The sequence below is a fragment of the Caballeronia sp. LZ028 genome (assembly GCF_031451415.1).
Taxonomy (GTDB): domain Bacteria; phylum Pseudomonadota; class Gammaproteobacteria; order Burkholderiales; family Burkholderiaceae; genus Caballeronia; species Caballeronia zhejiangensis.
Genome location: NZ_JARUXN010000003.1, coordinates 37,463 through 56,420, shown reverse-complemented (window position 1 = coordinate 56,420; position 18,958 = coordinate 37,463). Strand labels below are relative to the sequence as shown.

At 65.2% G+C, this 18,958-nt stretch carries 21 protein-coding genes; 14 read left to right on the top strand and 7 right to left on the bottom strand.

Annotated features, from left to right (window positions below):
- Positions 1 to 112 precede the first annotated feature (112 nt).
- The 11 genes from QCE58_RS17840 (at position 113) to QCE58_RS17790 (ending at position 10,681) form a co-directional block, all read left to right on the top strand.
- Positions 113 to 1,366 carry an MFS transporter gene (locus QCE58_RS17840; protein ID WP_250522133.1) on the top strand — a complete coding sequence of 418 codons (1,254 nt, stop codon included), beginning with the start codon at positions 113 to 115 and terminating at the stop codon, positions 1,364 to 1,366.
- A gap of 296 nt (positions 1,367 to 1,662) precedes the next feature.
- Positions 1,663 to 2,103, top strand: a complete 441-nt coding sequence (locus QCE58_RS17835; protein WP_008347218.1) for an SET domain-containing protein — start codon at positions 1,663 to 1,665, stop codon at positions 2,101 to 2,103.
- Between the two features lie 30 nt (positions 2,104 to 2,133).
- Complete coding sequence (locus tag QCE58_RS17830; RefSeq protein WP_008347216.1) at positions 2,134 to 2,706, top strand: sigma-70 family RNA polymerase sigma factor; 573 nt, start codon at positions 2,134 to 2,136, stop codon at positions 2,704 to 2,706.
- The gene (locus QCE58_RS17825) at positions 2,703 to 3,428 is read left to right on the top strand and encodes an anti-sigma factor domain-containing protein (RefSeq protein WP_250522132.1); all 726 of its coding nucleotides are present in this window, start codon (positions 2,703 to 2,705) and stop codon (positions 3,426 to 3,428) included. The genes QCE58_RS17830 and QCE58_RS17825 overlap by 4 nt, the downstream gene beginning before the upstream one ends.
- A gap of 110 nt (positions 3,429 to 3,538) precedes the next feature.
- Positions 3,539 to 4,318, top strand: coding sequence for a DUF1295 domain-containing protein (locus QCE58_RS17820; RefSeq protein WP_250522131.1), 780 nt, complete (start codon positions 3,539 to 3,541; stop codon positions 4,316 to 4,318).
- Between the two features lie 19 nt (positions 4,319 to 4,337).
- Complete coding sequence (locus QCE58_RS17815; RefSeq protein ID WP_250522130.1) at positions 4,338 to 5,459, top strand: cyclopropane-fatty-acyl-phospholipid synthase family protein; 1,122 nt, start codon at positions 4,338 to 4,340, stop codon at positions 5,457 to 5,459.
- Complete coding sequence (locus tag QCE58_RS17810; RefSeq protein WP_250522129.1) at positions 5,456 to 6,061, top strand: lipocalin family protein; 606 nt, start codon at positions 5,456 to 5,458, stop codon at positions 6,059 to 6,061. Before QCE58_RS17815 ends, QCE58_RS17810 begins: the two co-directional genes overlap by 4 nt.
- A gap of 102 nt (positions 6,062 to 6,163) precedes the next feature.
- A complete protein-coding gene (locus QCE58_RS17805; protein WP_250522128.1) occupies positions 6,164 to 7,465 on the top strand; it encodes an NAD(P)/FAD-dependent oxidoreductase in 1,302 nt (433 codons plus the stop codon).
- Positions 7,450 to 8,220: a DUF1365 domain-containing protein gene (locus QCE58_RS17800; protein WP_250436977.1), complete on the top strand. Its 771-nt coding sequence runs from the start codon at positions 7,450 to 7,452 to the stop codon at positions 8,218 to 8,220. The genes QCE58_RS17805 and QCE58_RS17800 overlap by 16 nt, the downstream gene beginning before the upstream one ends.
- Positions 8,217 to 9,428, top strand: a complete 1,212-nt coding sequence (locus QCE58_RS17795) for a cyclopropane-fatty-acyl-phospholipid synthase family protein (protein ID WP_250522127.1) — start codon at positions 8,217 to 8,219, stop codon at positions 9,426 to 9,428. Before QCE58_RS17800 ends, QCE58_RS17795 begins: the two co-directional genes overlap by 4 nt.
- Positions 9,429 to 9,637: 209 nt before the next feature.
- Positions 9,638 to 10,681, top strand: a complete 1,044-nt coding sequence (locus QCE58_RS17790) for a sensor domain-containing diguanylate cyclase (RefSeq protein WP_008347198.1) — start codon at positions 9,638 to 9,640, stop codon at positions 10,679 to 10,681.
- 4 nt (positions 10,682 to 10,685) lie between these two features.
- Here QCE58_RS17790 and QCE58_RS17785 read toward each other — a convergent pair whose 3' ends face one another.
- The 4 genes from QCE58_RS17785 to QCE58_RS17770 form a co-directional block, all read right to left on the bottom strand.
- On the bottom strand, positions 10,686 to 11,387 hold the full coding sequence (locus tag QCE58_RS17785; RefSeq protein ID WP_008347197.1) for an SDR family NAD(P)-dependent oxidoreductase: 702 nt from the start codon (positions 11,385 to 11,387) through the stop codon (positions 10,686 to 10,688).
- Between the two features lie 58 nt (positions 11,388 to 11,445).
- Positions 11,446 to 11,832 carry a potassium channel family protein gene (locus QCE58_RS17780; protein ID WP_008347195.1) on the bottom strand — a complete coding sequence of 129 codons (387 nt, stop codon included), beginning with the start codon at positions 11,830 to 11,832 and terminating at the stop codon, positions 11,446 to 11,448.
- Between the two features lie 162 nt (positions 11,833 to 11,994).
- Positions 11,995 to 13,188, bottom strand: a complete 1,194-nt coding sequence (locus QCE58_RS17775) for a polysaccharide pyruvyl transferase family protein (protein WP_250522126.1) — start codon at positions 13,186 to 13,188, stop codon at positions 11,995 to 11,997.
- 54 nt (positions 13,189 to 13,242) lie between these two features.
- Positions 13,243 to 13,719, bottom strand: coding sequence for a glycine zipper 2TM domain-containing protein (locus QCE58_RS17770; RefSeq protein ID WP_250522125.1), 477 nt, complete (start codon positions 13,717 to 13,719; stop codon positions 13,243 to 13,245).
- A 181-nt stretch (positions 13,720 to 13,900) separates the two neighbouring features.
- Here QCE58_RS17770 and QCE58_RS17765 point away from each other — a divergent pair, with 181 nt between their 5' ends.
- From QCE58_RS17765 to QCE58_RS17755, 3 genes are all read left to right on the top strand, one after another.
- Positions 13,901 to 14,659, top strand: a complete 759-nt coding sequence (locus QCE58_RS17765) for a hypothetical protein (protein WP_250522124.1) — start codon at positions 13,901 to 13,903, stop codon at positions 14,657 to 14,659.
- A gap of 231 nt (positions 14,660 to 14,890) precedes the next feature.
- Positions 14,891 to 16,159 carry a sorbosone dehydrogenase family protein gene (locus QCE58_RS17760; protein ID WP_250522123.1) on the top strand — a complete coding sequence of 423 codons (1,269 nt, stop codon included), beginning with the start codon at positions 14,891 to 14,893 and terminating at the stop codon, positions 16,157 to 16,159.
- On the top strand, positions 16,156 to 16,473 hold the full coding sequence (locus tag QCE58_RS17755) for a cytochrome c (RefSeq protein WP_008347185.1): 318 nt from the start codon (positions 16,156 to 16,158) through the stop codon (positions 16,471 to 16,473). Before QCE58_RS17760 ends, QCE58_RS17755 begins: the two co-directional genes overlap by 4 nt.
- A gap of 183 nt (positions 16,474 to 16,656) precedes the next feature.
- On the opposite strand, the gene QCE58_RS17750 is transcribed toward QCE58_RS17755, so the two are convergent.
- From QCE58_RS17750 to QCE58_RS17740, 3 genes are all read right to left on the bottom strand, one after another.
- On the bottom strand, positions 16,657 to 17,700 hold the full coding sequence (locus QCE58_RS17750) for a YhcG family protein (protein WP_250522122.1): 1,044 nt from the start codon (positions 17,698 to 17,700) through the stop codon (positions 16,657 to 16,659).
- A 270-nt stretch (positions 17,701 to 17,970) separates the two neighbouring features.
- Positions 17,971 to 18,153 carry a hypothetical protein gene (locus QCE58_RS17745; RefSeq protein WP_250522121.1) on the bottom strand — a complete coding sequence of 61 codons (183 nt, stop codon included), beginning with the start codon at positions 18,151 to 18,153 and terminating at the stop codon, positions 17,971 to 17,973.
- 123 nt (positions 18,154 to 18,276) lie between these two features.
- A complete protein-coding gene (locus QCE58_RS17740) occupies positions 18,277 to 18,954 on the bottom strand; it encodes a glutathione S-transferase family protein (RefSeq protein WP_008347180.1) in 678 nt (225 codons plus the stop codon).
- Positions 18,955 to 18,958: the final 4 nt, after the last annotated feature.

The window sequence follows — 18,958 nt, the reverse complement described above, 5'->3', positions numbered from 1 at the left end:
GAACACGATCGAGCCAGTGCTAAAACATATCGCCGGGCATACTTTCATATATTGGACATATGAGCGCGCATTGGCAAGAATGAATCCGGTTACTTCTCAACCGGCGACGCCCATGTCCTCCCCTTCGATTTCACCGTCGGCGACCCACGAACGCACCGCCGCGACGCGCCCGCTTCCCAGCGGCATTTCTCCTGCTTCGGCCGCGTATCGGCGCATCGCGCTCGCGCTCTTTCTCGCGGGCTTCTCGACGTTTTCGCTGCTCTATTGCGTCCAGCCGCTGCTTCCGGCGTTCGCGCGCGAGTTTCATATCGGCGCGGCGGCGAGTTCGCTGTCGCTGTCGGTTTCGACCGGATTTCTCGCGGTGTCCATTCTGTGCGCGGGCGCGTTGTCCGAGCGCGTCGGGCGGCGCGGGCTGATGTTCACATCGATGACATCGGCGGCCGTGTTCAATCTGCTGGCGGCGAGCGCGTCGAACTGGGACGCGATGCTCGTATGGCGCGCGCTCGAAGGCTTCGCGCTTGGCGGCGTGCCCGCCGTCGCCATGGCGTATCTCGCCGAAGAAATCGCAGCCGAAGGGCTCGGCTTCGCGATGGGCCTTTACGTCGGCGGCACGGCTTTCGGCGGCATGATCGGGCGGATCGGCATGAGCGCGCTCGAGGAATATTTCTCGTGGCGCACGGCGATGTGGACGATCAGCGTCATCGATCTGATCGCGGCCATCGCATTCGTGATGCTGCTGCCGCCGTCACGGCGTTTCGTCAAACGCACCGATCTCACGCTTCGGCATCATTTTCAGCTGTGGAAAGCGCAATTGCTTCACGGACTTCTGCCGCTCGTGTTCGCCATCGGCTTTCTCGCGATGGGTGCGTTCGTGACCGTGTACAACTACGCGGGATTCCGTCTTGTCGCGCCGCCGTTCAACCTGAGCGCGACCGCATGCGGCCTGATCTTCGGCGCGTATCTGTTCGGGATGGTGTCGTCGTCGACGGCGGGCGCGCTTGCCGACAGGTTCGGACGAGCGCCGGTTCTCGTCAGCGGTGTCGTGCTGTTCGCTCTGGGTCTCGCGCTGACGCTTTCGGGCGCGCTCGTGACGATCATCGTCGGCATCGTGCTCGTGACGATCGGCTTCTTCGTCACGCATTCGGTCGCGAGCGGATGGGTCGGGCAACTCGCCGGCAGTGCCAAGGGTCACGCGGCATCGCTCTATCTGCTCGCTTACTATGTCGGGTCGAGCGTGCTCGGATCGATTGGCGGATCTTTCTGGCAGCACGGCGGATGGCTGGCCGTCGTGGGCTATGTCGGCGCGTTGCTCGCGGTTTGTCTCGTGGTGGTGAGCCGCATCGTTCAGAAGCGCGACATCCGGTAGCGCTAGAACAACTCCGTTTCGAGCGGGAGCAGGTTGATCCATTTCACGGCGGTGCGCCGCTCCACGCCGTCGTCATGAATCGACCGTATCATCACGCGCTGGCCGCGCGCCTCCCCGAGAACTTCGACGATCCGGTTGCGATATCGCGCAAGCGAGCCGCGTAATGGCTTGCGCTTCCTGCTCTTGCGGGGAGAAACTGCGGGCATGGACGTGACAACGATTTATGACGGCCACATCATAACGATGCTCACGCCTGCACTCAAATATTCAACCTCCTCACTGCGGCCCGCCACACCATGCGTCGAATCACTGTCCGGACATCGCCCGTTCATGGCCGGGGCGTTTTCGCTCTCGCCGACCTTCCCACGGGCGCGCTGCTGCTCGAATACAAGGGTCTGCGCCTGTCGTGGAAGGAGGCGCAGCGCATGCACGCGAAATCGAACGCGGAAGAGGGTCATACCTTCCTCTTCGGTCTCGATGACGGCACGGTCATCGACGGCGCGCGCGGCGGCAATTCCGCGCGCTGGCTCAATCATAGTTGCGCGCCGAACTGCGAAGCGGAGCAGGACGGCGAGCGCGTGTTCATCCGCGCGATCCGGCCGATCGGCAAAGGCCAGGAGTTGTTCATCGATTATTGCCTGACCGTCGATGGCCGGCGCACCGCGGCGCTCAAGCGGCTCTATGCGTGCCGGTGTCTCGCGTCGGGTTGCCGTGGAACGATGCTTTCGCACAAGTAGGGATTGCACCGCGAGACACCTGACCTGCACATGACGGACACCTACTCCGGCGATATCGAACGCCTGCCCCGCGAGCGCATCGACGAGATGCTCACGAACGTCGCGAAGGGCGACGAACAGGCGTTCGCCGAGTTGTATCGCGCGACATCGGCGCGAGTGTTCGGCGTGATCGTGCGCATGATCCGCGATCGCGGCGAAGCCGAAGACCTGCTGCAGGAAGTGTTCGCCACGGCCTGGCGTCGCGCGGATACCTTCGATCCGGCACGCGGCAGCGCGATGACATGGCTCGTCGCGCTCGGGCGCAATCGCACGATCGACCGCATGCGTCAGCATCGCGAAGAACTGCTTGGCGAAGGCGATGCGCCCGACATCGCCGACGAAGCGCCCACGCCCGCGGCCGCGGCGGAATCGAGCGAGGAACGGCGGCGGCTCGAATCGTGTCTCGACCGGCTGGAGCCGCAGCAGAAGAGCGCGATCCGCGAGGCGTTCTTCACCGGCGCGACATACAACGAACTGGCGCAAAGGCTCGCCGTGCCGCTCGGCACGATGAAAAGCTGGATTCGCCGCAGCCTGATGCAGCTCAAGACCTGCCTCGAACAATGAACACGCCCGCTCGCGACGACGACGATCTGCGCTGCGCCGAATATGCGCTCGGCGTGCTCGACGCGCACGAACGCGCAGCGCTCGAAGCGGACGTGTCGCGCGATCCCGCGTTGCGGCACACGCTCGATGACTGGCAGCGCCGTCTTGCCCCGCTCGCCGACGATGTCCGCGCGATCGCGCCGCCGCCGCGCGTGTGGACGCGCATCCGCCGCGATCTGGGATTCATCGCGCCGCAGCCGAAACGCGAACGCTGGCGCGACAGCCTGAACGTGTGGCGCTGGCTGACGATCGGCGCGAGCGTCGCCGCGCTCGTCCTGCTCGGCGTGACCTTCACCTTGCTGCGGCAAGCCCCGCAAACGCCGACGACGGCAGCCGTCTCCGGCGAGTACATGGTCGCGTCGATCGCGCGCAAGGACGGCGTCGTGCACTGGACCGCGACCGTCGATGTGCGGCGCGCGCGCATGGTCGTCGTGCCCGCGTCGCACGTCACGATCGCCGCGAATCGCGCGACGGAACTGTGGCTGATTCCGCCGAACGCGAAGCCGATTGCCCTCGGCGTCTTCCCGCCCGATCGTCCCGCGACGATGACGCTGCCGCCCGAGATCGTCGCGCAACTCAGCGCGCAGGCCGTGCTCGCCGTATCCGACGAACCCCCCGGCGGCTCGCCGACGGGCGCCCCGACCGGACCCGTGGTCGCAACCGGCCAGATGCGTTCGACCTGACGATCGATCGCATCGCGACTCTCGCATAGCGAACGTCCATCTTTCGTTCGCTGCATCCAATCGCACTCGGCATCCGTATGACTCGGTGAACGCCTGTTCGCGGAGCCGCCATGCCTTTCATCGTCACCGTGCTCGTCGTCGTCAGCGGATTCGTGCTGGTCTTTTTCGCCGCGTGGCTCTGGCAGTTGCGCACGGAAAACGCGGGCATGGTCGATCCGCTCTGGGCCGCTTCGCTCGGCGCGGCCGCGCTCGTCATCGCCGCGTGCGGGACAGGCGCGACGGTCAATCGCGTATGCGTCGCGGCGGGCGGCGGGCTCTGGAGCGCGCGGCTCGCGCGGCATCTGTGGCGGCGCAATCGCGGCAAGCCGGAAGACACGCGCTATCGCGCGTTTCGCGAACGCTGGGGCGAACACGCCGCGCGCAACATGCTCGGCTTCTTCCAGTTGCAGGCGTTCATTTCGATGCTGCTTGCCATCGCGTTCTTCGTGCCCGCCTATGCGCGCGAGGCGGCGAGTCCGCTGTGCATCGCGGGATTCGCCGCCGTGTGGATCGTCGCGGTCGCGGGCGAAGCGGCGGCCGATCGTCAACTCAAGCGCTTCGCCGCCGATCCCGCGCATCGCGGAAAAGTGTGCCGCGATGGCTGGTGGCGCTATTCGCGCCATCCGAATTACTTCTTCGAATGCGTGCATTGGCTCGCGTACGCGGTGCTCTCGATCGGCATCCCGTGGGGCTGGGCGACGCTCGCGCCGCCCGTGCTGATGGCGTGGCTGCTGTTGAAGGTATCGGGCATTCCGATTCTCGAAGCGCATCTCGCCGATACGCGCGACGGCTATCGCGACTACATGCGAACGACGAGCGCGCTGATTCCGTGGCCGCGTAAACGCGCATGAACAAAGCAAGGACACGCCGATGAACATCACCGCCCGCGCTACCTCATCCGCGCCCGCCGCACCCGCCGACATGCCCGCGCTCGACGAAAGCCGCATCATTCGCGCGTGCGAGCGCGGCCTCGTGCCTGATGCGCTCGTGCGCGCCGGCATGCGCCTGCTGATCCGTCAGCGTCTCATCGACGAATATGCGAACGACAACGCACAACGCACGCAGGCGTTCGAGCGCTTTCTGAACGAACTGCGCGCGAGCCCGATCGCGATCGATACGCACGCCGCCAACGCGCAGCATTACGAGCTGCCCGATGCGTTCTTCGAAGCGCACCTCGGCCCGCGCCTGAAGTACTCGTGCGGTCTGTACCCGCGCGGCGACGAAACGCTCGCGCAAGCCGAACTCGCGATGCTCGAACGCTATGCCGAGCGCGCGCAACTCGCCGATGGTCAACGCATCCTCGATCTCGGCTGCGGCTGGGGCTCGCTCGCGCTGTGGATGGCGGAGCGTTATCCGCGCGCACGAATCGTCGCGCTGTCTAATTCGGGCGGGCAACGCGCGTTCATCGAAGCGCGGGCGCGGCAGCGCGGCCTTCGCAACTTGCGCGTCGTGACGGGCGATGTCGTCGATTTCGATTTCGCGCACGACGAGACGCCGTTCGATCGCATTCTGTCGATCGAAATGTTCGAGCACATGAAGCATTACGGCCTGTTGCTCGCGAAGATCGCGCGCTGGCTCGCCGATGATGGACGACTTCTTGTCCACCACTTCGCGCACGCGACGCTTGCGTATCACTTCACATCGCGCGACGGCGGCGACTGGATGTCGCGCTATTTCTTCACCGGCGGCACGATGCCATCCGCGTCCTTGCTGCTGCACTTTCAGGACGATTTGCGCGTCACGCGTCAGTGGTGGATGAACGGCACGCACTACGCGCGCACGGCGACTCAATGGCTCGCGAATCTCGATGCCGCTCGCGATCGCGTCATGCCGATGCTGCGCGACGTCTACGGCGATGCGGCCGCCATCTGGTTTCAGCGCTGGCGCATGTTCTACATGGCGGTGGCCGAGTTGTTCGGCTACGCGCGCGGCCGCGAATGGGGCGTCGCGCACTATCTGTTCGAGAAGCGTCCGATAAAGGTGATGTCATGACAAACACGAAGCGGGCGCTCATCGTGGCGCTGGTGGCGGCCGGCGTCATCGTGGCGGTGGCGAGCTGTTCGAGTCCGCCGAATCCGAATCCGCGAGCGAACCGACCGCTCGAAACCGTTGCCGTGGACGTGCCGCGCTACATGGGGCGCTGGTATGTCATCGCGAATATTCCGTACTTCGCGGAACGCGATTTCGTCGGCACGCATGTCGAATGGTCGCTGCGCGCGGACGGAAAAATCGACGACGTCTTTCACGGCCGCAAGAACGGCTTCGGGCAAGAGGAAACGACGCATCGTTTCGTCGATACCGTGAAGCCCGGCAGCAACGGCGGCGAATGGAGCGTGCAACTCTTCTGGCCGATACGCGTGACGCAATTCACGCTCTACGTCGATCCGGATTATCGCTACACGATCCTCGGCTATCCGAACAGAAAGCTCGGCTGGATCTTCTCGCGCGAGCCGGCGATGAGCGACGACATCTATCGCTCGATGCTCGCGCGCCTCGACGCGATGGGCTACGACACCGCGCGTTTTAGCCGCGTGCCGCAATCGCCGGAGCAGATCGGTCAGCCGGGATTTCAAAGTCCCGGTCAGCGCGACTGAAGCAGCGCGGCGCGCGTGCATCCGCGCGCGCGTCTTTCTCGTATTTGATCTCGCACTCGTCTGGAACAGCCACGTCCACGCGGCGCGAGGAGACCGCCCGTCATGGAATCATCGACAAAAGAACGACAGCAGCGCATCGCGGTGATCGGGGCGGGGATCGCCGGTCTCGCGAGCGCGTATCTGCTCTCGCGCGCGCATCGCGTGACGCTTTTCGAAGCCGCCGATTATCTCGGCGGCCATACGCATACCGTCGATGTCGCGCTCGACGGCGTGCAGCATCCCGTCGATACGGGCTTTCTCGTGTTCAACGACCGAACGTATCCCAATCTCATCGCGCTGTTCGATGAACTCGGCGTCGCGGCGCATCGCAGCGACATGACGTTTTCCGTTTCGCTCGACGGCGGACGCTTCGAATGGGCGGGCACAAACCTCAACACCGTGTTCGCGCAGCGGCGCAATCTCTTCTCGCCGTCGTTCATCGGCATGCTGGGCGACATTCTGCGCTTCAATGCATCGGCTCATAGGCAGCTCGAACGCGTGAGCGCGACGCGCTGCTCGGTCGGCGAACTGCTCGTCGAGGGCGGATACGGCGCGCCGTTTCAGCGCCACTATCTTCTGCCGATGGCCGCGGCGATCTGGTCGAGCGCCGCGCACGACATCCTGCGCTTTCCCGCCGCCACGTTCCTGCGCTTCTGTCTCAATCACGCGCTATTGCAGGTGAACGGCCGGCCGCCGTGGAAGACCGTCGCGGGCGGCGCGCGCGAGTATGTGCGGCGCATCGCGGCCACGCTCGACGACGTACGCACGCGCGCGCCCGTGCGAGGCGTGCGCCGCGACGACAACGGCGTCACCGTGATGACCGACGATGCCGGTCCCGAGCGCTTCGATGCCGTCGTGCTCGCGACGCACGCACCGACGAGCCTGCGCCTCATCGACGACGCATCCGCCGACGAGCGCGCAGTGCTCGGCGCCGTGCGGTATCAGCGCAACGTCGCGGTGCTGCATACGGATTGCGCGCTCTTGCCGCGCCGCCGCCGCGTGTGGTCGGCGTGGAACTACATCGGCGCGCGTGCGGCGCTTGCGCGCGACGCGGCCGCGCCCGTCTGCGTGAGCTATCTGCTCGATCAGCTTCAGCCGCTTCCTTTCAGGATGCCGGTCATCGTCACGCTCAATCCCGTCGATGAACCCGCGCCTCGCACGCAACTCGGCCGCTACGAATACGAACATCCGCTCTTCGATCTCGCCGCCATCGATGCTCAGGCGCGTCTGCCGCGCATTCAGGGCGTGCGCCGGACGTGGCACGCGGGCGCGTGGACCGGCTACGGCTTTCACGAAGACGGCCTGAAATCGGCGTTGCGCGTCGCGCGCGATTTCGGCGTCCAGCCGGCATGGGCGCGACCATGAAGACGGCGCAATGGCTGACGGGCCGCGTGATGCACGAGCGGCTGCGTCCGGCGCGGCATCGCTTCGAGTATCCGGTGCGCTACGTGCGTTGCGACGTCGCGCGTCTCGACGCGTTGCGCTGTGCGTGGTTCGGCATCGACCGCATTCGGCCGCTCGCGCTGTTTCGATGCGATTACGGCCCGCGCGAACACTGCGATCTCGATCTCTGGATGCGCGCGTGCCTCGCGCAGTCGCGCATTCCCGCCGACGGCGAAATCCATCTTCTGACGATTCCGCGTGTCTTCGGCTACGCGTTCAATCCGGTGAGCTTCTGGTTCTGTCATGACCGCGCAGGCGCGTTGCGCGCGCTTTACGCCGATGTGCGCAACACCTTCGGCGAGCATCGCGGCTATTTGCTGAGCGCGCAGGATCATGCGCCGATCGTCGAAGACACCGTGCTCGTCTGCCGCAAGACGCTGCACGTTTCGCCCTTTTGCGATGTCGCCGGCGACTACGCGTTTCGCGTGCGGCAGCGTGGCGACCGCTTGAGCATCTCGATCGATTATCGCGACCGCGACGGGCTGCTGCTGCGCACCGCGATCGGTCTCGTCGCGCGGCCGCTCACCGGCGCGCTCGCGTGTCGCACGCTCTTGTGCGCGCCGCTCTTCGCCGCGGGCGTCATTGCGCGCATTCACTGGCAGGCGCTGCGGCTGTGGATGAAGCGCGTGCCTTTTTACGGCAAGCATCCACCGACGAGGGACGAGACGCGACCATGAACCTGCTGCGATCTTTCTCCGCGACATCGGCGATGCCGATGTCCGCGCGGATCTTTCTCGGCCTTCTGCGTCGCATCAGCGTCGGACATCTCGTGCTCGTCATGCCGGATGGCGGGCGCTCTGTGTTCGGCGATCCGCTGATGCAACCAGCCGCGCTTCTTTTCATCCGCGACTGGCGCGCGTGCCGGGCGATTCTGCGCGCGGGCGACATCGGCTTCGCGCGGGCGTATCGGGCGAAATGGCTCGATACGCCCGATCCGTGCGCCCTGCTGCGGCTCGCGATCCGCAACGAGACGGCGCTCGCGCGCACGGTCGCGGGCGGCTTTGTCGCGCGGTGCTGGCACAACGTGCGGCATCGTCTGCGCCTGAACACGCGCGCGGGGAGCCGCCGCAACATTCACGCGCATTACGACATCGGCAACGCGTTCTACGGGCTCTGGCTCGATCCGACGTGGACGTATTCGAGCGCATGGTTCGATGGCGACGCCGGTCTTCCGCTCGAAGCGGCGCAGGAACGGAAGTATCGGCGCATCGTCGATACGCTCGGACTCACGGCGGGGATGCGCGTGCTGGAGATCGGCTGCGGCTGGGGCGGCTTCGCGCGGCACGCGGCGCGTCTCGGCATACGCGTGCACGGCGTGACCGTTTCGACCGCGCAGCATGCGTTCGCCGTGGAACGCGTGGCGCGCGAAGGTTTGAGCGGGCTTGTCGATATCGAACTGCGCGACTATCGCGATGTGTATGGACAGTACGACGCGGTGGTGTCGATCGAAATGTTCGAAGCCGTGGGCGAACGGTTCTGGCCGGCGTATTTCCGCGTGCTGCGCCGCTGTCTCGCGCCGGGCGCGAAGGCGCTCGTGCAGTCGATCACCATCGACGATGCGCGCTTTGCCGCGTATCGCGCGTCGAGCGACTTCATCCGCGAGACGATCTTTCCGGGCGGCATGCTGCCGAGCCCGGAGCGCTTCGCACGCGCGGCGCGGCGCGCGGGACTCCATGCACGCGCGACGCTTTCGTTCGGCGCGGATTACGCAAGGACGCTGAGGTGTTGGCGAGACGCGTTCGAGATGCACGCCGATGCAGTCCGCGCGCAAGGATTCGATGAAGCCTTCGTGCGGACGTGGCGGCTGTATCTGGCTTATTGCGAAGCGGGCTTCGACGAGGCGCGCACCGATGTCATGCACTTTGTGGTGTGGGGGGAGGGGTGAGGACGTCGATCGGGCGAAAAAAAGCCCCGACCCTGTCGGGGCAAAGGTACGAGACCACCTTGTAGCGTTGCAGCTACCCGGCGAGCATAGGCGACTGCGCGCGCACTTCCCACCAGTAAAGTCCGAAACCTCACGCGCGACTTCAGAATCGGCGGACGTTGCCGATAACACACGCACACGTCCACCAGGCATCGCCGCCACCGCACACGATGAATCGCGCCCCATCCGACAGTTCGCTCCAGGCCGCTTTCCTGCGGCACGAAGACACACTCGCGCCGCCCGAGCGCGCGCTCGGCGAGGACGATCACGCCGTCTATCGCACGCTGCTCGAATCGACCAAGGCGATTCCGTGGAAGATCGACTGGGCGACGATGGAATTCGCCTACATCGGCCCGCAGATCGAGGCCCTGCTCGGCTGGGCGCCGTCGTCGTGGAAAACGGTCAACGACTGGGCCGAGCGCATGCATCCCGACGACCGCGAAGCAGTCGTCAACTTCTGCGTCTCTCAATCGAAGGCGGGCACGGATCACGAAGCGGATTACCGCGCGCTCACCCGCGACGGCGGCTACGTGTGGCTGCGCGATGTCGTGCACGTCGAGCGCAACGAGAAAGGCGAGGTCGAGGCGCTGATCGGCTTCATGTTCGATATCAGCGAACGCAAGCGCACCGAAGAAAAGCTCGCGCAAATGCAGCGCGAACTGGAACGCCTGTCGTTCAGCGACAGCCTGACGGGCGTCGGCAACCGCCGCCGCTTCGACGACGTAATGGCGCGCGAATGGCATGCCGCGAAGGATTCGGGCAAGCCGCTGTCGCTCGTTATGATCGATATCGACTTCTTCAAGTCGTACAACGATTACTACGGCCACGTTCAGGGCGACGAGTGTCTGAAGCGCATTGCGCGCGTGCTCGGCGAGGCGGCGGGTCCGCAGCACTTTCTCGGCCGGTTCGGCGGCGAGGAATTCGCGCTGATTCTCGCCGATACCGACGCCGAATCCGCGATACGCGTCGCGGAGCGTTGCCGCGCGCTGATCGCCGAGGAAGCGATTGCGCACGTGCGCTCGCCGCACGATCAGCGAGTGACGGCGAGCTTCGGCGTGGGCACCGTCGTTCCGGGCGAGCGCATGGACGTGACGGCGTTCATCAATCTGACCGACGCGCAGTTGTATCAGGCGAAGGACAACGGCCGCAACCGCATTGCGGCGGTGGATCGCGCGGGCATGCAGGGCGAAGGCTTCAAGGCGCAGTCGCGCTGAAACGTCAGACGCGTCCCGTCACCGGAATCGCCGCGCCCGTGATGCATTGCGCATCCGGCGAAAGCAGGAACGCGATCACCGCGCCGAGCGCTTCGGGCCGCACCCAGCGGGAGAAATCGGCGTCGGGCATGTCGCGGCGATTCGGCGCGGTATCGATGATCGACGGCAACACCGCGTTCACCGTCACGCCCGTGTCCTTCAACTCTTCGGCGAGCGCTTCGGTCAGGCGCAACAGCGCGGCCTTCGATGCCGCGTAAGCGCCCATCCCCATGCCCGCTTTCATCGCCGCGAGCGCGCCGACATTGACGATGCGCCCGCCTTCCTTCGCGCCCAGTTGCGCGAGCGCGGCCTTCGATGCGTTGAGCGCGGTCTTCACGTTGACATCGAACATCGCTTGCCAGGTGTCGGCGCTGCCGTCCGCGACCGTTTCCCAGGCGAATGCGCCGGCGACGTTCACGAGCGCATCGAGGCCGCCCGTCCGCTGAACGACCGTATCGATGGCTTGTTGCGCCGATTTCGCATCCGTCAGATCGATGCCGGTCACGATGCACGCGTCGCCGAGCGGCGCGGGCAACGCTTCCGACGCCGCGCCGTGGCCGATCAGCGCGACCCGCGCGCCGCGTTGCGCGAGCACGCGCGCCGTCGCGAGTCCGAGACTGCCGAAGCCGCCCGTGATGGCGACGATCTTTCCTTCGAGGCTGTTCATGACGTTGTCGCTCCCTTCGATAGCGCCTGATGAAGCATAGGACGGAACGCGGCGATCTTCAGGGCGCGTGTCGCGGATCGCGTTTCACCGCGCGCTGGACCGCGAACACGGCCACCGCCGTCGTCGTGCCGGTGACGAGCACGCCATACAAGCCCAGCAACATCGACAAGGCTCGCCCGATGCCCGTCGTCGCGACGACATCGCCGTATCCGATGGTCAGCGCCGTCACGCCGCAGTAATAGACGGTTGCGCCGAACGAAACGCGCGCGTGCGTCGCGGTTTCGACGGGCGCGCCGAGCCAGAACATCGCCGCGCAGAGCGCGAAGAACGCCATCAGCAGCGTGCCGAGCAGCGAGCGCAAATGCCACAGCGCGCGGATGAACTCGACCGTCACCTCGCGTGAATTGATCGTTTCGACCTTGAAGAGTTTCGTGATGCTATTCATTCGGAATGGACCTGCGGCGCGTGAACGAAAGCCGTCATCCTACCTTCGCCCGCATCGGCCCGAAGCATCCGGGCGCGTTATTCAGCCAGCGCCGATCTCGCCTTTCCGGAAGCCTTCGCGCCGCTTTCGGCGGCCGTCAGGTCGTATCCGGATTTCGCGTCTTCATGGCCCGAGCGCCGATCGCGCGACACGCTCGAATCCCGCCCGATGCGCCTTCGCGAGCGCCGATGCCGTCTCGCGAAGCGCCGCGCGATCCATCGCCCGCGCTTCGTGCATGGCGGGGTGCAATTCGGCGATGCTCACCACACCCGGCGCGCCCGCGATCTCCCACGTCGAGGCGTACGCGCGCTGCTTGGCCGCGTCCGTGTGCGCGATATTCACGCGCGGCAAGCCGTACGCCATCGCGACGATCCGGCCATGCAGGCTGCTGCCCGCGTAACCGTCGCTTTTCGCGATCAGCGCGCAGATGTCCCAGACGTCGAGCGAATCGAAGATCGTCACCGACGGATGGCGCATACGCGCCGCCATGCGCTCGTAGACCGCGATGTCGTCGTGCCACGGCGCCGCGCCCGCGCGAAACAGCGCGATGCCCAGTCCCGTCGATGCGCCGATCAGATCCAGTTGATGCGCGATTTGCGCGAGCGTCGCGTCGTCGCCGAAATCCGCGCTGAACTGGACGGCCAGATAAGCGTGCGGGAACGCGCGGCATGCGCCGGCGCGCGTCCGGATGCGCGCGTCGAAAAGCTCGGCGACCATCGATGCCGGATCGGGGACGAGGCGCGCGTCGATTCCCGCGCGCTTCAGGAAGGCTTGCGTGTGCGTGTCTCGGACGCTGATGTCATCGGCTGAACGGAGCTTGGCCAGCACTTCGGCCCGAAACGCGGCATCGCGGGCGTCGAGCGTCGCGCCGCCGATCGCATCGAAGGAAATCGACGCCGCTCGCGGAAACATCTCGCGGCCGATGACGTACGGCGCGAGCGCGTCCATGCCGAGTTCGGCGCGCGCCCACGCGTTGCGATCCGCCGCGCGCGACTCGTATCGGGGGATGCAGGCTTGCGCTTCGTCGGGATGCTTCAGCATCACGGCGGCTTCCCACGCGTCGCACGTCAGCAACTCGCCGCCCGCGTGGATCAGCACGACGGGCTCGTCGCGCCAGCGCGCGGCCAGTTGCGAAAGCGCGGCGACGCCGTGGCCGCCGTGCGCGCGCAGTTCGCGCCGCGCGCATCCGGCGAATATCGGTTCGACGTTCGGACGGCGTTCAGCGAGCAAGGCCGCGACGACATGCGCGAACAACATGTCGCCGAAGTTATGCCGGTCGAACGCGCCGAACACGATGATCCGCCGATTGCTTCCCATCCGAACGCACCTCACGATCCGCTCATTCTGCACGTTCACACTTCCTTCACACGATCACGCCGTCACGCGCGTGATGCCGCCGCTCGACAGCAAACGCACGCGCTGGCCGGCGTAGAACATCTGGCCATCGGCGGCCTGGGTGATCGCGCGCAAATCGCCGTTGTCGAGACGCACGGTGATTTCGATTCCCTTCTGCCGTTCGAGATGGTCCTGAATTTGATCGCCCGCGACCGCGCCCGCAATGCTGCCGATCACGCCGGCGAGCAGCGAGCCGTGTCCTTCTCCGACCGCGCTGCCCGCCACCGCGCCGAGCAGGCCGCCACCGATTGCGCCGAACGGAGCCGGATGGCCGTCGTTGTTCTCGATCGTCACGCCGCGCACGCTTTCGACGGTCGCCATACGCACCGTTTCCTCGTGTTGCGTCTGCATGCTGTCGTAGATGTCGGCGGAACTTCCCATCGATGCGCAACCGCTCATGCCCACCGTGCAGGCGACGGCCAAAGCGCAGACCGCGATAGTCGACTTGTTCATGTTCTTGCTCCTCAGATCGGACGATGTCTTGTTGGTTTCGGCTCGCGTTTCGCGTATCGCGTTGCCATGCAAAGCATCGTAAATAGGCTGAATGAGCGCTGAATGAGCCGGCGCGACGCGCTTCACCTGCATGATTGAAGCGCTTATACAGGACTCTCATCGCTCGCGACCGGAGTGCAGAATGACAAGAAACGCAATTCCCTTCGTGGTTTGCGCCATCGCTCTCGCTGCATGTTCCACCGGCGGTTCCAACTCCGCGCCGCCGCCCGGCGCCGTTACGACGACGCTACCTTCGGGCGGCGTCTACAAAGGCTCGCTCACGGGCAGCACGGCGCAAGCCACGCTTCTCATGCTTTTCGACGGCACCGCCTATCTCTTCTACGCAAGCGCGGGCGGCGCGGGACTCGCGGGCGTCGCGGTCGCGAAGAACGGCAAGCAATCGGGCGATGGCCGCTTCATCAGCGACGCCGCATTCGACTATCGCGTGGGCAAGGCGCCTGCGTCGGCGGCCGTTTTCAGCGTGAACTTCGCGCGCGCGCCCGCCGTCTACGGAACTGTCGCGAACAAGGACGGCGGCGCGGGGCTCGCGTTTTCCGCCAACGCCGCGCCGATGCTCGACATCGCGCCGAGCCGCGCCAACGCGGGCGGCCTGTACAGCGGACGCGGCATGTCGCTCGGCGGAACGACGCAGACGCGCATCACGGTCGCGGGCGACGGCTATCTCGCCGGCACGACGACATCCGGCTGCATCTTCAAAGGCACGACGGCGCCGCACCAAGGCGCGAACGCCTACGACGTCTCCGTGACCTTCGGCCCCGCGCCCTGCCCGCTTCCCGATACGACCGTGACCGGTCACGCGGTGCTCGACGGCGCGCGTCTACTCGTCGCGTTGCCGAGCCCGGACCGCACCGACGTCTTTCTCTTCGACGGCCGGAAATAGATGCCGCATGCAACCCCGCGCCGCAGCGAAACTTAGTCATCCGCTGCTTACTTAAGCGATTTCTATCCTAAGATTGTTTTCATTGCCGAAGCGTCGTGCGATGCGCGCGTCGGCGGAAGTGGCCGTGTTTTGTTCAGTGCAATTCCGAGAGCACCTTTTGCTTTGCATGGAACCGGACGGCGCCACCGAAACGTCCGCTCCGGTTATTAACAACAACAGGAGACAAACCGGATGAACGCAACGTTCAAGCTTTTGCCGTTGGCCGTCGGCGCGATGATCGCCTGCGTGCCGCACGCGAACGCCGCGCAGGACAACATCAACGCGCTTTCGAATTTCCGGCAGACGGGCAATGCCGCACCGCCGGAAACCATTCCGCAAGCTGGCCAGACGGCCGATGCGCTGCGCAAGAATCTCGAGCAGATCAAATTGCCGCCCGGCTTCAAAATCGAGCTATACGCCGTCGTGCCCGAGGCCCGCGCGATGACGATCGAGCCTTCGACGGGCGTCGTGTTCGTCGGCAGCCGCAAAAATCGCGTGTGGCAGGTGACTGACCGGACCAAGCAACGCGTAGCGAGCGATGTCGTGCAGTTCGCGTCGTCGGTGACGTTCAAGGTGCCCAATGGCGTCTGCTTCTCGCCGGACGGCGTGCTCTACGTGGTCGAGCAGAACCGCGTGCTCGGCTTCCCGGCGGCGCAGTTCTTCGGCGAAGGCGGACCGGATGTCGCCGCGGCGGTCGTCGTCCCGCCGGGCAAGCTGATCCCGACGCAGTTCGAAAGCTTCAATCACGGCGCGCGCTACTGCCGCGTCGGGCCGGACAAGAAGCTGTACATCGCGCTCGGCCAGCCGTGGAACGTGCCGCCGAAAGACAAGCTCGCCGAACTCGACAGGAATGGGCTCGCGGGCATCATCCGTCTGGATCAGGACGGCAAGAACCGCGAAGTCTACGCGCACGGCGTGCGCAATTCGGTCGGTCTCGATTTCAATCCGAAGGACAGGACGCTCTGGTTCACCGATAACCAGGTCGACGGCATGGGCGACGACACCCCGCCGGGCGAGCTGAATCGCGCGACCAAGGGCGGCGAGAACTTCGGCTTTCCGTGGTACGGCGGCGGCAAGGTGCGAACGGTGGAATACAAGGACCAGAATCCGCCGGCGGGTCTCGTGTTTCCGCAGGTCGAGTTCGCCGCGCATGCCGCCGATCTCGGCATGTCGTTCTACAACGGGAAGATGTTCCCGCAGAAGTATCAGGGCGGCATCTTCGTTGCGGAGCACGGCTCGTGGAACCGCACGAAGCCGATCGGCGCGCGCATCATGTTCACGCCGATCAAGGACGACGGCACCGCAGGCGAGGCGGAAGTCTTCGCGGAAGGCTGGCTGACGAGCAGCGGTGAGTACATGGGCCGTCCCGCCGACGTGCAGATGCTGCAAGACGGCTCGATGCTCGTCTCCGATGACTACGCGGGCGCGATCTATCGCATTTCGTATTCGGGGGCCAAATGAGGGTCGCGCTGACGGCGGCGGTGCTCGCGGGCGTTCTGGCGGCGGGCGCTTCCGCGTCGTTCGCCGCCGGCGACATCAAAGCCGGGCGCGCGAAGGCGACGGCGTGCGCGGCCTGTCACGGCATCGACGGAATGTCGAAACTGCCGGAAGCGCCCAATCTCGCCGGGCAGACGGAGGAATATCTCGTGAAGGCGCTCAACGATTTCCGCACGGGCGAGCGCAAGAACGAAATGATGTCGATGATGGCGAAAACCTTGTCCGACGCGGACGTCGCCAATCTGGCCGCCTACTATCACAGCCTCGGCAAGCAGTGACCGCCGCCGATGTGTTGCAAATTTGCTGCGGTCGATTACCGATTGCGATTTTTTTTGTTTTAGGTGTTGACGTGGCGGCTTAAGGGTTTATACTAACACCTGTCTCCTCCATGTCTCAACCGATGTGGATTCAAGCCCGCTCAACTGAAGCGGGCTTTTTTTTGGCCTAATTTTCTGGCCGCTTCACCGCTCGTCCGGCATGTCGCCGCGCAATTCGGCCTCGATCTGGTCGATCGAAGGCAGGGTCGTCTCTAGCGATGCCGGAACTTCACGCAGCAGCTGATATTCGGCGACGCCCATCGGCTTCGCGACGCCGCGCAGTGCATATTCGGCGACCAGCCGGTTCTTCTCCTTGCACAGCAAAAGCCCGATCGTCGGCTGATCGTCGGGCGCCTTCAGTTGCGCATCGACAGCGGAGAGGTAGAAATTGAGCTGGCCGGCGTATTCGGGCTTGAACGGCGTCGTCTTCAGTTCGACCACCACGTAGCAGCGCAGCTTCAGGTGATAGAACAGCAGATCGATGAAGAACTCGTCGCCGCCCACATCCAGCCGATACTGCCGTCCGACGAACGCGAAGCCTGCGCCCAGCTCCAGCAGAAAGCGTGTGATGTGCTGCGTGAGCGCCTGTTCGATATCGCGTTCCTGCGCGTTTTCGGCGAGTCCGAGGAAATCGAAGATGTATGGATCCTTGAGCGCGTCGCGCGCCAGATCGGATTGCGGCGGCGGCAGGCGCTCGTCGAAATTGGTGACCGCGCTGCCGCTGCGCGTGTGCGCGGCGGTTTCGATCTGCATCACGAGAATCTGGCGCGACCAGCCGTGCTCCAGCGCCTTCGCCGCGTACCAGCTTCGATCGTCCTGATTCTTGAGCTTGTCGAGCAGCGTGCAGAGATGGAACCACGGCAATTGTGCAGCAGGCTGCTGCACGAATGCCTCGTCCGGCCACGCCTGCGCGAGCGCGCGCATGTATTTCAGATTGCGCGGTGAAAAGCCGCGCATGTCGGGAAACGCCGATTTCAGATCGCGCGCGAGCTGATCGATGACGCCCGCGCCCCAGCCCTGTCGCCGCTGACGATCGAGAATATCGCGGCCGATCTGCCAATACAGCGTGACGAGCTCCCGGTTCGCGCTGGCCGCCGCCCGCTGGCGCGCGCGCTCGACACGCAGTTTCAGTTCGGCGAGCCAGCGCCGGTAATCGTCGTCCCAGACGTTGGGAAGATTGGCGGTCATGCGGTTCCTGGTTCGACGCCGGTTGTCGTGGAACCGTCATTATCGGCGGATTCTGCTGCTGCGTCGGTTGGTCTCCTGACGCGCCCGTGGCGCCTGGCTTGGGGTTATCTTCCCAGGCTCTTCGGCCTCGATGCTTTATGTTGTCCACAGAAACTGGGCACAAGCCTGTGGATATCGTTTCAGATTTTGCTGCAACGCATTGATTCGACAACACTTACTTCCGCCGCCCAACGACGCGCCCCGCGCGCGCCGCCGTCGTCGTCGTCGTCTTCAGTCGGCATTCGGCATGCACGACGCGAGCACCGCGTCGAAGCGATTGATCTCGATGCTGAAAATCGATTGCGGCGCGGTGGCGTTCAGTTCGTCCGCGGGGGATGTCGGCAGCGCCATCGCAATGGTGGCCGTCGCGAGCAGCGCAAGGACAACCGACAGGAACCAGGAAAGAACGATCATCGCCAACCTCGTCAAGTAAGACTCTCTGAATCGGCGCGCGTGAACGTCAGCGCGTGATGTGAAGAGTACGGCTGCGCGGCGCTTCGCACAGCCCTACGGACGGGGGGACGTGAAGGAGGGTAACTAGGGACGCAGCAGTGGCGACGCCGTCGTCGATACGCCTTGCGCGAGCGCCGCGGCTTCCTGCGCCTCGAGCGCGCGGACGAAGCCTTCGCGTTCGCGCAGACGCCGCCAGTATTCCGCGATCGATGGCGCGAAGTGCGCGCTCTGCCCCAGCAATTCCGCGAGCATCAGCGCGTAGCCGACGGAAATGTCCGCCGCCGTGAAACGCCCCGCGCACAGATACGGCTGCGCGTCGAGCAGCGGCGCGAGCGTGCGCAGACGCGCGTGGAACCACCGCGCGTAATCCTCGACGATCTGCGGCTGCAGCCGCTCCGGCGGCTCCAGATGCGCGTAGCGAAGCACGAGCGTCTGCGGAAACGTGAGCGTCGCTTCGCCGAAATGCACGAAGTTGAGATAACGGCCGAAATCGGCCTCGTGCGGCGCGACATCGAGCGCGCCCGGCGAATAGCGCGCCGCCAGATACTGGCAGATCGCCGACGATTCGGTCATGAAAAGCGCGTCGTCCGCATCGTCGGTGAGCGCCGGAATCGTGCCGAGCGGATTCACGTCCTTGAAACCGCGCGCGAACACGCGCGGCGGAAACGGCAGCATCTTCAGTTCATACGGCACGCCGATTTCTTCCAGCGCCCACAGCGGCCGGAACGAGCGCGCGCTCACGCAGTGATGCAGCGTAATCACGTCG